Source organism: Bacillus paralicheniformis, from assembly GCF_002993925.1.
Lineage (GTDB): Bacteria > Bacillota > Bacilli > Bacillales > Bacillaceae > Bacillus > Bacillus paralicheniformis.
In genome coordinates this window covers 3,963,253-3,978,858 of the sequence record NZ_CP023665.1, presented here as the reverse complement: position 1 = coordinate 3,978,858, position 15,606 = coordinate 3,963,253, and the positions used below count along the sequence as shown (strand labels likewise).

Below are 15,606 nucleotides of genomic sequence, written 5' to 3'. Positions count from 1 at the left end.
AAACCGCCGGAAATGATGCGACCCTAAAAAGTTAAAATCTCATGAAGCAGTTTGACTGGCATGATTCCGGTATAGTACCAGGTTTCATGCCTTTTAATTTGATCTTGATCCGTTTGTGATTGTAGAGAATCAATATACTATGCGGGTCCTTTTTTGAAATGTTCGACGCTCCAAATTCTTTAAAATAAATGAATTCTGATTTTAAAATGCTAAAAGAAGCTTTCCGCCACCGCATTGTCGTGACAGTTGCCTTTACGGGACATGCTTTGTGTGATGTTTCGTTGTTTTGAACTAAGGCTTTCAACTTTTTTAAGCAGGCATTCTCCATCCGCAGGCGTTCAATTTCCGCTTGGGTCCCTTCGTCTGATCCTTCTTCATAGGTAAACGCCGCTTTTTAGGGTACCTATTCCTCCGGTTTCAAGCTGTTTCACGGATAGATGTCCCATTTTCGAGTGAAGTACCTTTTGGTTTATCTTCGGCAGAATAGCTTGTATAGGCTTTTTAGACGCGTCTTCTCCATGATATCGGTATTGCGAATCCACCCATGAAAGACACTGTGCGAATTTCCTCAACTGTAAATTTTAAAAACTGCACCTCCAATTGTGAAGTGTGTCTAACAAAAGAGGGGCAGTTCAAATTCCCGGCGGTCTTTTTTGTTAAAAAACAGCAACCGCAGCCATGACCGTTCAGAAGGTCTTCTTCACCATTTTTTAACAAAAATTTTATCTGAATAAAATAAAAAATAGTTCAAGATTAATATATACCCTAAACAGATTGTCTGATTTTTAATGTAGGAGACAGAGTTACGACATCCCTCTGTAATCCGCTTTCCCCATTTAGGTGGTTTACCATTGCACATACGGCTTTTTGAGCCAGCTCTTCAACAGGTATATCGATTGTCGTGATTTCCGGATCGGTCACCTCACAGATCGATTGATTATCATATCCAAGCACTGCAAGCTGCTTTGGCACTTCATATTGATAATAGCGGGCCCTTTTAATAATTCCTGCGGCCACTTGGTCGTTTCCCGTAAAAATGGCGGTCGGCTTTTCAGACATGTTGTGGATCTGGTCCATAATACGGAAGCCGTCATGAATGGTAAATGCGTGGCTGAACATCCACTTCTCCTGGAAATGTAAACCCGCATCAGACAATGCTCTCATAAACCCTTCTTTTCTCATAATCTGGGCCTTGCTGTGTATCGTGTCACAGCAAAAGGCCATTAAATGATGCCCTTTTTGAATAAAAAGCTCCGTTCCTTTATATCCGGCTTCGAATTCGTCATAGCAGATCACCGGCACGTCCGCTTCGGCGTGGAATTCATTTGCCAAGACCACAGGACCGTATTTGACGTATTTTTTGATGTCTTCCCACTCATTTTCAAGGCTGCATAACATAAGCCCGTCGACTTCTTTCCTCTTGAGCAGCTCCAGTACTTTCAGTTCATTCTGCTTTTGATAAAACGTCTGAAACACAATGACTTTGTATTGGTGTTTCAGCGCTTCAGCGGACACATGCTTCATGAGCTGCGCGAAGAATGGATGGTCCGCGTGAGGGACAGACACTGCGAGAAACATTGTTTTGTTGGATCTGAGCTTTCGTGCAGAGGTGTTCGGAATGTAGTCCAATTTTTCGATGACTTCCAAAACACGCTTCCTTTTTTCTTCAGATACATAAGGATGGTCGTTCAGTACTCTTGAAACAGTTGTTTTTGACACATTACTTAATTTTGCAATTTCGTCAATCGTAGGCATAAAGTCACTTCCTGAAAAAAAGAGTTGTTATGGTATCGATTCCATCATTTAAGATATGTCATGAAATATGACAATTTCCCAAAATAATAAAAATGGGGTGAAATTGATGAAAACCGCAAGCGAAAACATGACTTGCACAAGCAAACAGCTATTTGTCCTTCTGAATGATTTGAAGGAAGGGAAGCACGCTGGTGAATGCCGTATAGACGACACACTGGCCAATCAAAAATTAAAAGAGACATTGCAGCAGGACCAATTCGACTTGACCGCAAATTTGCTGAACAGAATGGATTCTCCGCCCTCCAGAGTTGATTTTATGCCGCTTCATCGACTGATCACAGAAGAAGAAGTAGATGACGTGATTCATGCGGTGAAAGGCGTGCTGCCGACCGGGCAATTTACAAGCGGTTCTTATGTCGGTGTATTTGAAGCTGAAATAGCCGCTCTTTTGAGAAAAAATCATGTCATGGCTTCCTCCAGCGGAACCGATGCCATGATTGTCGCACTGAAAGCTGCGGGTATTGGACAAGGTGATGAAGTCATTATGCCTGCAAACAGCTTTGCTGCAACGGAAAACGCCGTGCTTGCAGCTGGAGGCACTCCGGTTTTCTGCGATATTGACCCTGTTACATTTTGCATGGATCCTTCTGAACTTGAAGCATGCATCACTTTGAAAACGAAATGCATTTTGCCTGTACACCTTTATGGAAAGCTGCCAGACATGGAAGGCATTGCAAAAATCGCTGATAAATACGGCATCCCGATTATTGAAGACGCCTGCCAGTCGATCGGCGTTTCCGATCTGGGAAAAAACAGCCTTTGCTCCATATTAAGCTTTAATCCGTATAAAAATCTCGGCACTTGCGGAAAAGCAGGCGCAATTGTGACGGATGATCCATCATTTGCATCCGCATGCATGGAATATATGTACCACGGCTTTGAACTGAATCAAAAAAATAAAAAGGCTGCTGATTACGGCTTTAACGCTAAGATTGATAATCTGCAAGCCGCTATTGGACTGGCAAGGATGAAACATCTTTCATTAAATAATCTGAAGCGCTTATATTTAGCAGATCGTTATATTACGCATTTGCAGCAGTATGAAGACAGAGGTCTGATCCAATTGCCTCAAATGACCGATGATCATGTATGGCATTTGTTTACAATTAAAATGATAAGCGGAAATCGAGACCAAGTCAAAGATATGATGCTTAAATTTCATAATGTCCAAACAGATATATACTACCCGATTTTATCCCATCATCAAAACACACCACTTGTAAAAGCCGATTATCAGCATACATCGCTGCCGGTCACTGAATCAGTGCATAAACAAATGCTTCAGCTTCCTCTCTATCCGGGACTCACCGTAGAAGAACAAGACAAAGTAATGGAGGCCTTAATTGATGTCGTATCATGAAACACTTTCTTTTCACACTTTGCAGCAAGTAAACAAGCCGAAGTACGCCGTATTTTGCGATTTTGATGAGACATATTTCGCCCACAGCATCACCGATGAATCGAGGAAAGCGCTCATGGACCTTGAAACATTTATTCATTCGAACCATCTCGATCACAAGATTTTGCTCGGCTGGGTGACCGGGAGCAGCCTGTCATCCGTTCTTGCAAAAATGAAGCGGGGAGGCTTTCGATATCTTCCGCATTTTGTCGCCAGTGACCTTGGCACTGAGATCACGTATTTCTCTGAAGAAGGCCAAGTCTCCGATAAAGATTGGGAAGCCCGATTGCAAGAATCGAATTTCTCCCATGATCTGGTCGAAGAAATCAAGCAGACTCTCTCTAAAAAATATGAGATTGAGCTTGTGCCTCAGACTCAGCATGGTTTTTCCCGCTATAAAATCAACTATTACTATAGATCGTCGGATGAGAACACAGATAAGAGGGCGCTTGAAGCCATCAGACGGCTTGCAAGCGAGCATGAAATAGGAGTAAATATCAATCGCTGCAACCCTTTGGCAGGCGATCCGGAAAACAGCTATGATGTGGACTTTATCCCTTTGCGGACAGGCAAACCGTACATTGTGGATTTTATATTGGATAAATTCGCGATAGAGAGGGAGAATTCATTTGCTTTCGGCGACAGCGGAAACGATGTGGATATGCTTAAAAAAACCGGACATGGTTATTTGGTGGGGAATGCAACAGCAGAAGCAAAGTCGCTCCATTCCCGTATGACAGAAGGCAGCTATACGGCTGGAATTTTAGAAGTGCTAAAAGCCCATATCAAAAGATAAGGAGTGTCCTTAGATGAAAATCGGAATTATTGGAGCCGGAGGAATTGCAAAAGCTCATGCGAAAGCTCTTTCAACAGTCAAAGGTGCCGAGCTTTCCGGGTTTTTTGATATCAACTCGCTTGCCTCGCGCAAATGTGCGTTTGAATATGGAGGAACCACATTTAACAGTATGCAGGAGCTGTTGAATCAGTCGACGGCAGTCATCGTTTCATCGCCGAACTTTTGCCATAAAGAACATGTGCTTGAAGCGATGGCCGCAGGTAAGTATGTATTGTGTGAAAAACCGATGGCTGTCTCAATGGAGGAAGCGGAGGAGATGAAAAACAGGGCGTCTCAATCTGCTTATATTCCGATCATGGGCTTCAATTACCGCCATCTCACATTTGTTCAGCGCCTAAAAGATATGCTATCCGGCAATGAACTTGGAGATATCTTGTCCATCAATGTCCATTTTAAGAAAAACAGCGCCTTGAGAAGAAAAAAATATACTTGGCGCGATCATTCGAAAAGCAATAAAACGAGCGGGGCATTAGGAGATTTGGGTGTGCATTTAATCGATCTCATTCTTTATTTGTTCGACAGCCCGTTTAAACTGGACAGTTTAAAAGTCAAAATGATGACGGTCGTCAAAGAAAAAGAACAAAAACAGGTATATGTTGATGATCATTCTGAAGTATACGGCCAGCTTGAAAATCATGTGTTTGTCAATATGATTACGTCAAAATGCACAAAAGCGGATGAGTGCGGCTTTAGCATCGAGGTCAATGGCCAAAACGGCGTATTCTACTATCATTCACGGCAGAAAAATCAGTTTTTGCTGAGGACCGGATTGACGGAGCAGATGATAACAATGCCGGACACGTGGCTGACAGACCCTGAAAATGAATTTTACGGATGGGCCGATTCCTTCAGAGTTCAGCTGATTCAATGGATGAACGGAATTCGGGATCGCAATTTCGCACCTCTTGCCACTTTTGATGATGGATACAAGACGCAGTTCTACTTAAATGAATTTTTCAATAAAGGTCAGCAGCTGTCCCTTTCAAAACAAGCAAACTAGCATTGCGAAAAACCCTTGCCGGCCGTGCCAATAGCCGCAAGGGTTTTATGGTCTGCAACGAAGGAGTGAGTCTAATGAAAAAAATATTTCTATTCGGCTGTTCGTTTTATTTTCTCGTAGGGGTTATCCATATCCTGCTGGGGAGCCTGTCACCTTATATCATTCAAGAATATCACCGGGATGTTCATGATCTATCCTTCCTGATCTTTTTCCAATTCACCGGTTTTCTAATCGGTGTCCTGCTTGCGCCGATATTTGTCAGGCGCACCTCTCATGCGGCTGTATTGACGTTTGGCCTTCTTCTTATTCTCGTAACGCTTTTAGGCGTGTTCCTTTTTGATATGTTCATCTTTTTTGTCATCATGGGGTTTTTGCTCGGCTTTGGCGCCGGTACTTTAGAAACGACGATGGGAGCGTATGTGATTGCCCAAGATAAAAATGCGAAGGGGATGAATATTTTAGAGGTTTTTTTCGGATTGGGCGCTTTGCTGTTTCCTTTTCTTATTTATATCCTTACGGAACGATATGCCTGGCATTTCCCCTTGTATGCTTTATTTATCTTCGTTTTTGTGCTTGCGTGTATGTGGGTGGTTTATTTGTGCAGAAAAACCCCTGACACTGCTTCCGGTCAAATGACTTATCAGGAAAAACCGACTGTGTCAGCCATATTTGAAACCGGAAGGAAAGAAAAAAGCATTTTCCTCTTTCTCATATTCGCTTTTGTATATGCGGGTATCGAGACCAATTTCGCAAACTTTTTGCCGGCGCTGATGCTGGAAAAAGGAGCAGAAGAAATCAGCGTGATCAGCGTTTCGTTTTTTTGGACGGGAATGGTGTGCGGGCGTTTGTTGACAAGTATTTTTGGCGGACGCTTGACTTCCGTTGCCTTTCTGATCTTCAGTGCCGGAGCCTTGACTGTTTTGCTTTTGATTCTGGTATGGTTTCCGCTTCATCAAACACAGCTGCTCCTCGTATTTTTCATCGGGCTCTCGGCAGCCGGTATTTTTCCGTGCGCCGTCACTCTGGCCTCGTTGGCTGGAAAGCCTTTTACAGAGGAAATCACCAGTCTCTTCATTTCATCCGCAAGTCTGGGAGGAGCGCTTCTTTCATTTTTGATCGGCTGGGCGATTGATGCAAGCGCAGCGGCTGTCTTCCCGTTTCTGCTGTTCGGCGGATTGGGGGGCTTGCTGCTCGTGATCAGCGCGGTGATTTTTTTATCCGGCCTGCAAAAAAACAAGCAGAGCCATTTGGATATGTAGACCTTTTAGGAAGAGATTACAAGCTTAGTAGAATTTTTTTCAGCATCCGTTTAAACCGTTCCATCTTTGACCATAATATTGCTAGAAAAGGTTGAAGAACGGAGAGGAACGGTGGGGAAAATGAAGAAATCAAACATTGCCTGTATGTATATTTTTCTTTTATTAATAGGAGCGCTTGCAAATCTCACGACGGAAGAGACGGCCCAATCATCAGACGGGAAGCCTGCCGTGATTCCAGATGAAGCGATTCGGCTGCGGATTTTGGCAAACAGCGACAGCGGGAGCGACCAAAGCGTCAAACGTAAAATCAGGGATGAGGTCAATAAACAAATTACGAAATGGGTGGAAAACCTGACCTCGGTTGAGGAAGCGAGACAAGTCATCAGGTCGAAGCTGCCCGAAATCAAAGAGGTTGCCAAGGATGTTATGAAGCGCGAAAATGTCCGGCAATCCGTGTCTGTCCGTTTTGATCGAGTTTCATTTCCGACAAAGCTATACGGCAATATGGTGTATCCAGCCGGAGAATATGAGGCTGTTTTAATTACATTAGGCAAGGGAGAGGGAGCCAACTGGTGGTGTGTCCTGTTTCCGCCGCTTTGCTTTCTTGATTTTTCCAATGGGGAAGCCGTAAAGTCGCCTGAAGACGAACAAACCGATGCCGGGGAAAACGCCCGGGAAGAAAAAACAGTCGCTGCAGATGAAGCGGTATCTGGCAAAGATAAAGAAGACAAAGAAGTGAAATTTTTTCTTGTCGAATGGATTACCGGGCTTTTTTCTTAAAGGAACCGCCGTGCTTTCGTGCAGGGCGGTTTTTTACTGTTTGTTTTTTCATGATGGTTATTCACGCTTTTGAATATGATATAATTTTCCAAAACGGTTCAGGGAAAATACTGCTTTTCGAATATACACCTTCTGCCCCTTTCTGATGTGTCAATTACATTGCCCGGTAGAAAGAGAAACTGTCTTATCACCAGTACAGAGTTCATTTGCATACTCATTCAAAGCATTAGTTCCTGCTAATCAAAATTGAAAAATGAATTGCCGGCTTTCTTCCAAATCAAAAGGTATATTTTACTGTCGCCCTCATAGATTGGATAGAGAAGTTAAAAAACGGGGTGAAAAGATGTTCTACCAATTGAGGTTAGCGGAAATGAAAGACATGAATGCGATCGAAGCGTTTTTAAAAAAGGCGGGGACAAGCCATAAAGGCATTGAGGAAGCGAAGAGCCAGTTTATCATGATGGAAGACCCTCCCGATGAAATCGTCGCCTGCCTCGGAATGGAGGAATTTGAAAACAAAAAAGGGCTGCTGCGCTCGCTTGTCGTGTCTGACAAGCTCAGCCAGGGCCACATCGTTTCCCTGTTTCAAAGCATGCAGGTATTGTGTGAAAAGCGGGGAATCCAAACCCTGTATTTAGTTGCCAATAAACGAACATCGATGGATTTCCTTGAAGTGCTCGGTTTTAAACAAGCTGCGGCAATTCCGGAAGAGCTTGATGGATCAGAGCATGTTTCAGACTCGTTGAGCGTAAACGGAGCCGTTTTGATGGAGAAAACGTCTAATTAGCCGTTAACTTATACACAGAGATATCCACGGATTCAAAAGCGTTATCCACAAAATGTGGACAACGCTTGTTTTCTTTTTCTTCATCTTTTATACTTTCAACAGGATTTACATGAATGATTAACGTTTTTAGTGTTTTGTTAAGGGAGTTTTGATGTTAATGAAAACAAAAGTATGGACTGTGGATGTAAAACGTGATTTGTCCACAAACTGTCCACAAATTGCACAAGCGGCAAGACTGCTCAAGCAAAATGAAACGGTTGCTTTTCCGACAGAGACGGTTTACGGTCTTGGTGCAAACGCCAAACACAGCGAAGCAGTAGCTAAAATATACGAAGCGAAAGGGCGTCCGAGCGACAATCCGCTCATTGTCCACATCGCTGAAATTGAACAGCTCGGAGAATTTGCAGAGGTTGATTCGCCTCAGGCCGAAATGCTGATGAAGCGTTTTTGGCCCGGACCGCTGACCCTTGTGCTGCCTTGCAGACCCGGGGTGTTATCCACAAAGGTGACGGCGGGGCTCGATACGGTCGCGGTCAGAATGCCTGATCATCCTGTTGCCCTTGAGCTGATTAGACAGGCCGGCGTTCCGGTGGCCGCCCCGAGCGCCAATCTGTCCGGGAAACCGAGTCCGACGAAAGCCGAGCATGTCGTTCACGATTTAAATGGAAGGATTGCAGGTATCGTTGACGGCGGTCCTACAGGAGTAGGGGTTGAATCAACAGTTGTTTCATGCACCGGGGAAATTCCGGTCATTTTGAGGCCGGGCGGCGTCACAAAAGAGCAGCTCGAAGAAGCGGCCGGCTCTGTCTTGATTGACCAGGGCCTCACCGACGAAAAAAAGGCGCCGATGTCTCCCGGGATGAAATATACGCATTATGCACCGGAAGCCCCGCTTGCCATTGTGAACGGAAGCGTTGAAGATATTCAACGGCTGATCGGCCAATATCAGAAAGACGGCATGAAAGTCGGCGTCCTTACGACAGAGGAACGGGCCGGTGCCTATCAGGCGGATGCCGTCCGCATCTGCGGCAGAAGAGACCGTCTTGAAACGGTTGCCGCCGGTTTGTATGACATTCTCCGCAGCTTTGACGAAGAACAGCTCGATTTTATTTTTGCTGAGTCTTTCCCTGAGGAAGGGGTGGGCCGGGCGATTATGAACCGGCTCTTGAAAGCGGCAGGCCATCGCGTAATCGAAGCGTAGCCTAAGCAGGGTTGTTCTATCCGCCTTTGGACGTGCATAAGCTAGAAAAGCTGGCGTGTCCAAGGGGGAATTGCATGAATGTTGATGTGTTAATAGGCGAAATCCTGACGCTCTCGATCATGGCTTTTGCACTCGGCATGGATGCCTTTTCAGTCGGTCTTGGAATGGGAATGGCCAAGCTGAAAAGGAACCAAATCTTTCAAATCGGCGTCATTATTGGATTGTTCCATGTCATCATGCCGCTTGGCGGTATGATTGCGGGACAGTTTCTTTCGGGCGCGCTTGGTGCGCTTGCGGGGTATCTTGGAGGAGCGCTTTTATTGGTGCTGGGCATTCAGATGATTGCCGCATCTTTTAATAAAAGCGGGGAGCAGATCATCTCTCCGCACGGCTTCGGCTTATTCATTTTTGCCGTCGGCGTCAGCCTCGACAGCTTTTCAGTCGGTCTCAGCCTCGGCCTCTACGGGACGAAACCGCTATTAACGATCTTTTTGTTCGGTTTGTTCAGCATGGTGTTAACTTGGGCGGGTCTGCTGCTTGGAAAAAAGGTTCAAACGTGGCTTGGAGCTTACAGCGAAGCGCTCGGAGGAGCCATCCTACTGAGCTTCGGCCTGAAGCTTTTGCTGCCCATTTAATTGAAAGAGGAGAAAATCTTTTTCCCACTTTGCATAACATAATGAAACTTAGAAAAAGAGGGGAGAGATCCTCTCTTTTTTGATTTCTGGAGCGGATTTTATTATTTTCCGGCTGAATCCTTTATAATATGAACAAAGGAGTGAACAGGATTGAACATACTATTTGTCTGTACTGGAAATACGTGCCGCAGCCCGATGGCGGAAGCGCTTTTTAAATCTGCGGCTGCCGAAAAAAAACTGGATGTCTCCGTCAAATCTGCCGGGTTGTTTGCTCCTGAAAACGGAAAAGCTTCTTTATATGCAGTCGAAGCGCTTTTTGAAAAAAACATCGCTCTGAATCATACATCTTCACAGCTTTCCGAGGAGAAGGTTGAATGGGCGGATCTCGTGTTGACGATGACGGAGCAGCACAAACAGGTGGCAGTACATGAATTTTCAAAGAGCCGAGATAAAATCTATACGCTGAAAGAGTATGTCAAAGGAGAAAGCGGGGACATCATTGACCCGTTCGGCGGATCTCTCAGCGACTATCAAAAAACGAGAGATGAGCTGGAGCAGCTGCTGAAAAAATTGGCAGAAATGCTGGCGGGAAAATCTCGGGAATAGAAGCTAAGGAGCGTTTGCAAATCGAGCGGCAGCGGGTACAATAGACATGATCAATCAGAAATATATAGCGGCTGTATACTGCTTAACGGTCTGCACGAGACTTTTGGCGGCACATCAAACGAGGAGGAGTCATTCCAATGAAAGTAATCATTGCTTCAGATCACGGCGGAATCAATATCAGAAAAGAAATTATGGCATTGATGGATGAATTGAACATCGAATACGAAGATTACGGCTGCGAATGCGGTTCAGGATCTGTGGACTACCCGGATTATGCGTTTCCGGTCGCGCAAAAAGTGGCGGACGGGGAAGCTGACAGAGGCATTTTAATATGCGGAACAGGAATCGGCATGAGCATTTCCGCCAATAAAGTAAAAGGCATCCGCTGCGCCCTTGTCCACGACGTTTTCAGCGCGAAAATGACAAGAGAGCACAATGACACGAATGTTCTTGCGATGGGTGAACGGGTGATCGGCCCTGGTTTAGCGAGAGAGATTGCAAAGGTTTGGCTTACGACTGAGTTTTCAGCCGGGCGGCACGCTGTCCGCATCGGAAAAATCGCCGATTATGAAGACAAGCATGAATAAAGGGTGTCGTCAATCATGAAGAATCTCGAACAAACATGGCGTTCTATATTAGATGAATTTCATCAGCAGGCAAATTTACGCGACGGCCACATCGTCGTCATCGGATGCAGCACAAGCGAGGTGGCCGGAAGGCGAATCGGCACTTCGGGAAGCGGACAAATCGCTGAAGCGGTCTACAAAGGCTTAGAAGAGCTCAGGGATCAAACAGGAGTCGCCCTTGCTTTTCAATGCTGCGAGCATTTAAACAGGGCGTTGGTTGTCGAGGAAGAAACGGCGAAAGCATACCGTCTTCCCGTTGTTTTTGCTGTTCCTGTTCCGAAAGCGGGGGGTTCCATGGCTTCATATGCCTATCAACATATGAAGGCTCCTGTCCTTGTTGAACAAATAGAGGCCGATGCGGGGATCGACATCGGCGACACGTTTATAGGGATGCATTTAAAGCCTGTGGCCGTTCCTGTCCGCGTCTCTCAAAAACAGCTGGGTGAAGCGCATGTGACGCTTGCGCGGACAAGGCCGAAGCTGATTGGAGGCGTTCGCGCCGTCTATGAAGCGGAGTAGCGGAAGAAGCGGGGGGGAAGAGCCGGACAGGCTTTTTTTCTTTATTAAAATAATTTTTTGAACAAATGATATGTCGAACTATATGATTTGTCTATTCGTTTAATATTCGGTTTTTCCAATAATAAAAAACGATTTTTAAAAATAATCTCTTACATTTGCATGAAAAACCGTGTACAATGAGATGGTATAATTAACGAAATGGAAACAGATAGGAGAGGATCTCGCTGATGAAACATTTACCTGCGCAAGATGAACAAGTTTTTAGCGCCATTCAAGATGAGCGGAAACGTCAACAGTCGAAGATTGAGCTGATCGCTTCTGAAAACTTTGTAAGCGAAGCGGTTATGGAAGCTCAAGGCTCGGTTTTAACAAATAAATATGCGGAAGGATATCCTGGTAAACGCTACTACGGCGGATGTGAGCATGTAGATGTCGCAGAGGATATCGCGCGCGACCGCGCCAAGCAGATTTTCGGCGCCGAGCACGTCAACGTTCAGCCGCATTCCGGCGCACAAGCGAACATGGCGGTATACTTCACGATTTTAGAGCACGGTGACACCGTATTGGGAATGAACCTTGCTCACGGCGGACATTTAACGCACGGCAGCCCTGTCAACTTCAGCGGTGTTCAGTACAATTTCGTTGAATACGGTGTTGATAAAGAGACGCAGTATATTGACTACGAAGATGTACGTGAAAAAGCGCTTAAACATAAGCCTAAGCTGATCGTGGCCGGGGCAAGCGCGTATCCGCGCACCATCGATTTTAAAAAGTTCCGCGAAATCGCTGATGAAGTCGGAGCCTATGTGATGGTAGACATGGCGCATATCGCCGGACTTGTAGCAGCAGGTCTTCACCCGAATCCTGTTCCTTACTCTGACTTTGTGACGACGACAACTCATAAAACGCTTCGCGGACCGCGCGGCGGCATGATTCTTTGCCGTGAAGAGTTTGCAAAGCAAATCGACAAGTCGATCTTCCCTGGAATTCAAGGCGGACCGTTAATGCACGTGATCGCTGCAAAGGCTGTTTCCTTTGGCGAAGCTTTAAAAGACGAATTCAAAACATACGCCCAAAATGTCATCAATAATGCGAAGCACTTGGCTGAAACATTGAAAAAAGAGGGCATCGAGCTCGTATCAGGCGGAACGGATAACCATCTTGTGCTGGTCGACCTGCGCTCTCTCGGCATGACCGGAAAAGTGGCTGAAAATGTTCTTGATGAAGTCGGCATCACCGTCAACAAAAACGCGATTCCTTATGATCCTGAAAAACCTTTCGTAACGAGCGGAATCCGCGTAGGTACAGCAGCCGTGACAAGCCGCGGCTTTGATCTGGAAGCGATCGAAGAAGTGGGAGCGATCATCGCGCTTGCCCTTAAAAACCATGAAGACGAAGCGAAGCTGGAAGAAGCAAAACAGCGCGTAGAAGCGCTGACAAGCAAATACCCGTTATATACCGGGCTTGATTACTAAGATATTTGTGCCGCTCCCAAAAGGGGCGGCTTTTTTCATAAAATTGTCTCCTGATTTTTGTTGAAACAAGCTGTTTTTTTATGTAGAATCAATAGAAGTGTGTGAAAAAAAGGAGCTGAAAACGGATATGGGAAAGGTATATGTGTTTGACCACCCTCTTATACAGCATAAGCTTACATACATCCGGGATGTAGAGACCGGAACAAAAGAATTCAGAGAGCTTGTTGATGAGGTTGCAACGCTGATGGCATTTGAGATTACGCGGGACCTGCCGCTGGAGGAAGTGAATGTAGAAACTCCTGTGCAAATGGCAAAGTCAAACGTCATCGCCGGAAAAAAACTCGGGGTTGTTCCGATTCTAAGAGCGGGACTGGGAATGGTAGACGGAATTTTGAAGCTGATTCCCGCTGCAAAAGTCGGACATGTCGGGCTTTACCGTGATCCTGAAACATTGAAGCCTGTTGAATATTATGTCAAGCTTCCATCCGATGTTGAAGAACGCGAATTCATCGTCGTCGATCCGATGCTGGCTACCGGAGGTTCGGCGGTAGAGGCACTGAACAGCTTGAAGAAACGCGGCGCAAAAAATATCCGTTTTATGTGTCTGATCGCTGCTCCGGAAGGTGTAGACGAAGTTCAGAAGCATCATCCTGATGTTGACATTTACATTGCCGCTTTGGATGAGAAACTAAATGAAAAAGGATATATCGTTCCCGGATTGGGCGACGCCGGAGACCGCATGTTCGGAACGAAATAATGTAAGAAAATCCTGAAAAAGGGTTTTCTTTTTTTGTGTTTTATACCATAATTAAACATGTGTGCGTCTTAAATGGGGCGAATTTGTGAACATTTTGTGAGAGACGCTGTGATTATGAATAGTTTTTTAACTTTAAACAGATTGACACCTCAGGGGGGCTATTGTATGCTAAAATAGGCTATTATGATAAGGTTTTCATAGCGGTTATCATAATGACCAGTCCTCTGTTAAAATCCTTTGAAAACCCCATATTTGCAGGCGACAGACAGATCACCGGCCCGAGAATTTTCGGAGTGTGTGAAGTCTTGAACAGAACACTACGTTCTGTAAAATGGTCAGACCGCCTAGTTTACCGTAATCGTAAGATAGATTTAAAATTTTCACATCAGGAGCGTATTTGATGACCGATGCGAGTCTTTCATTCCGTAGGCAACAAAAATATGTCCTATATATTTTAGCAGTCTGCGTGTTAGGCTATGGATTTCTGCCATTTCAGGCGATTTTTTTAGGCCTGATTACCGGCACTGTTTTCAGCTATTTCAATCTCTGGCTGCTGACCAAAAGGATGCAGGCCTTCGATAAAGCAGTGGCAAAAGGCAAAATGATCCGTTCTCTCGGGACTGCCTCCAGATTGTGCAACGCCATTATCGCGGCGGCCATTGCTTATAAATACCCTGAATATATTCATTTGGCAGGCGTCATTGTGGGGTTGATGACAATTTATCCTGTCATTATGATAGATTCCTTTATCCAGCTAAAACGTTCATCAATGGAAGAGAGGTGAAGACCCTTTGCACGAATCAAGAGTTGTTAACTTTTTAGGCCTTAACTTTGATGTATCAAGTATCTTAATGATTACTGTGACAAGCATCATCGTCTTTCTGATAGCGGTGCTGACCACAAGAACACTTGCGATCCGGCCGACGAAAGCCCAGAACTTTATGGAGTGGATTGTCGACTTTGTTCGCAATATTATCGGCAGCACAATGGATCTTAAAGTCGGCAGAGACTTTCTCGCCCTTGGCATAACCCTGCTGATGTACATATTTGTTGCCAACATGCTCGGCCTTCCGTTTTCCATTACAGTAGGCCATGAATTATGGTGGAAATCCCCGACAGCCGATCCGGCGGTTACTTTAACCCTCGCCGTCATGGTAGTAGGCCTCACTCATTACTACGGAGTGAAAAGAAAAGGGTTGGGGGAGTATACCAAAGATTTCTTCAGACCAATTCCGTATTTAGTGCCGCTCAAAATTATTGAAGAATTTGCGAATACATTAACATTGGGATTGCGTCTTTACGGTAATATTTTCGCCGGCGAAATTCTGCTCGGCCTTCTTGCCGGAATGGCAACCAACTTCTATTCTCAAAGCATTTTCATGGGGCTGGTTGGAACCATTGGAGCGGTTGTGCCGATGATCTTATGGCAGGCGTTCAGCTTGTTCGTAGGTACAATCCAGGCATTCATCTTCACGATGTTAACAATGGTTTACATGTCTCACAAAGTAAGTCATGAACACTAAAAACAAGACATATCCGAAAAGGATAACAATTTAAAGGAGGAACTTTTTCATGAATTTAATAGCAGCTGCAATCGCAATTGGATTAGGTGCACTTGGTGCAGGTATTGGTAACGGACTTATCGTATCACGTACAGTAGAAGGAATCGCACGTCAGCCTGAGGCTGGTAAAGAATTAAGAACGCTTATGTTCATCGGGGTAGCATTGGTTGAGGCCCTTCCGATTATCGCTGTTGTTATCGCGTTCTTAGCATTCTTCGGCTAAAAACTTATATAACTAGTAAAATGGCGAAGATCACTGCAAGAGGCCTTCGCCATTGCTTTATGGTTGCTTGAACTGTCATAACGGCCGGAAGAAACAACCTCTTGAA

At 45.1% G+C, this 15,606-nt stretch carries 18 protein-coding genes; 16 read left to right on the top strand and 2 right to left on the bottom strand.

What is annotated here, in order from left to right:
• Positions 1–31: 31 nt before the first annotated feature.
• Both CP943_RS23070 and CP943_RS20345 read right to left on the bottom strand, forming a co-directional pair.
• Entirely contained in the window at positions 32–160 is a 129-nt protein-coding gene (locus CP943_RS23070; protein ID WP_373367299.1) for a hypothetical protein, read from the bottom strand.
• 605 nt (positions 161–765) lie between these two features.
• Positions 766–1,755 carry a LacI family DNA-binding transcriptional regulator gene (locus CP943_RS20345; RefSeq protein WP_105981275.1) on the bottom strand — a complete coding sequence of 330 codons (990 nt, stop codon included), beginning with the start codon at positions 1,753–1,755 and terminating at the stop codon, positions 766–768.
• A 106-nt stretch (positions 1,756–1,861) separates the two neighbouring features.
• Here CP943_RS20345 and CP943_RS20340 point away from each other — a divergent pair, with 106 nt between their 5' ends.
• The 16 genes from CP943_RS20340 to atpE all read left to right on the top strand — a co-directional run bounded on the left by CP943_RS20340 (position 1,862) and on the right by atpE (position 15,500).
• Positions 1,862–3,175: a DegT/DnrJ/EryC1/StrS family aminotransferase gene (locus CP943_RS20340; protein WP_105981274.1), complete on the top strand. Its 1,314-nt coding sequence runs from the start codon at positions 1,862–1,864 to the stop codon at positions 3,173–3,175.
• On the top strand, positions 3,162–4,010 hold the full coding sequence (locus CP943_RS20335) for an HAD-IIB family hydrolase (protein ID WP_105981273.1): 849 nt from the start codon (positions 3,162–3,164) through the stop codon (positions 4,008–4,010). Before CP943_RS20340 ends, CP943_RS20335 begins: the two co-directional genes overlap by 14 nt.
• Before the next feature lie 13 nt (positions 4,011–4,023).
• Entirely contained in the window at positions 4,024–5,070 is a 1,047-nt protein-coding gene (locus CP943_RS20330; RefSeq protein ID WP_105981272.1) for a Gfo/Idh/MocA family protein, read from the top strand.
• Positions 5,071–5,144: 74 nt separating this feature from the next.
• Positions 5,145–6,329: an MFS transporter gene (locus CP943_RS20325; protein ID WP_025810645.1), complete on the top strand. Its 1,185-nt coding sequence runs from the start codon at positions 5,145–5,147 to the stop codon at positions 6,327–6,329.
• A 120-nt stretch (positions 6,330–6,449) separates the two neighbouring features.
• Positions 6,450–7,109: a stage II sporulation protein R gene (gene spoIIR / locus CP943_RS20320; RefSeq protein WP_020453271.1), complete on the top strand. Its 660-nt coding sequence runs from the start codon at positions 6,450–6,452 to the stop codon at positions 7,107–7,109.
• A gap of 343 nt (positions 7,110–7,452) precedes the next feature.
• Complete coding sequence (locus CP943_RS20315; RefSeq protein ID WP_023857076.1) at positions 7,453–7,896, top strand: GNAT family N-acetyltransferase; 444 nt, start codon at positions 7,453–7,455, stop codon at positions 7,894–7,896.
• 157 nt (positions 7,897–8,053) lie between these two features.
• Complete coding sequence (locus CP943_RS20310) at positions 8,054–9,097, top strand: L-threonylcarbamoyladenylate synthase (RefSeq protein WP_023857077.1); 1,044 nt, start codon at positions 8,054–8,056, stop codon at positions 9,095–9,097.
• 74 nt (positions 9,098–9,171) lie between these two features.
• Positions 9,172–9,732: a manganese efflux pump MntP gene (locus CP943_RS20305; RefSeq protein ID WP_023857078.1), complete on the top strand. Its 561-nt coding sequence runs from the start codon at positions 9,172–9,174 to the stop codon at positions 9,730–9,732.
• Positions 9,733–9,882: 150 nt separating this feature from the next.
• Positions 9,883–10,338, top strand: coding sequence for a low molecular weight protein arginine phosphatase (locus tag CP943_RS20300; RefSeq protein ID WP_023857079.1), 456 nt, complete (start codon positions 9,883–9,885; stop codon positions 10,336–10,338).
• A gap of 137 nt (positions 10,339–10,475) precedes the next feature.
• Positions 10,476–10,925: a ribose 5-phosphate isomerase B gene (rpiB, locus tag CP943_RS20295; protein ID WP_020453266.1), complete on the top strand. Its 450-nt coding sequence runs from the start codon at positions 10,476–10,478 to the stop codon at positions 10,923–10,925.
• 15 nt (positions 10,926–10,940) lie between these two features.
• Positions 10,941–11,483: a TIGR01440 family protein gene (locus CP943_RS20290; protein ID WP_020453265.1), complete on the top strand. Its 543-nt coding sequence runs from the start codon at positions 10,941–10,943 to the stop codon at positions 11,481–11,483.
• Positions 11,484–11,710: 227 nt separating this feature from the next.
• On the top strand, positions 11,711–12,958 hold the full coding sequence (gene glyA / locus CP943_RS20285; RefSeq protein ID WP_025810647.1) for a serine hydroxymethyltransferase: 1,248 nt from the start codon (positions 11,711–11,713) through the stop codon (positions 12,956–12,958).
• Between the two features lie 127 nt (positions 12,959–13,085).
• A complete protein-coding gene (upp, locus tag CP943_RS20280; protein WP_020453263.1) occupies positions 13,086–13,715 on the top strand; it encodes a uracil phosphoribosyltransferase in 630 nt (209 codons plus the stop codon).
• A gap of 400 nt (positions 13,716–14,115) precedes the next feature.
• Complete coding sequence (locus tag CP943_RS20270; protein WP_020453262.1) at positions 14,116–14,499, top strand: ATP synthase subunit I; 384 nt, start codon at positions 14,116–14,118, stop codon at positions 14,497–14,499.
• 67 nt (positions 14,500–14,566) lie between these two features.
• Positions 14,567–15,238 (top strand): F0F1 ATP synthase subunit A, encoded by a 672-nt coding sequence (atpB, locus tag CP943_RS20265; protein ID WP_025810648.1) that lies wholly within the window; start codon positions 14,567–14,569, stop codon positions 15,236–15,238.
• Between the two features lie 49 nt (positions 15,239–15,287).
• The gene (atpE, locus tag CP943_RS20260) at positions 15,288–15,500 is read left to right on the top strand and encodes a F0F1 ATP synthase subunit C (RefSeq protein ID WP_020453260.1); all 213 of its coding nucleotides are present in this window, start codon (positions 15,288–15,290) and stop codon (positions 15,498–15,500) included.
• The last annotated feature ends 106 nt before the right edge of the window (positions 15,501–15,606 follow it).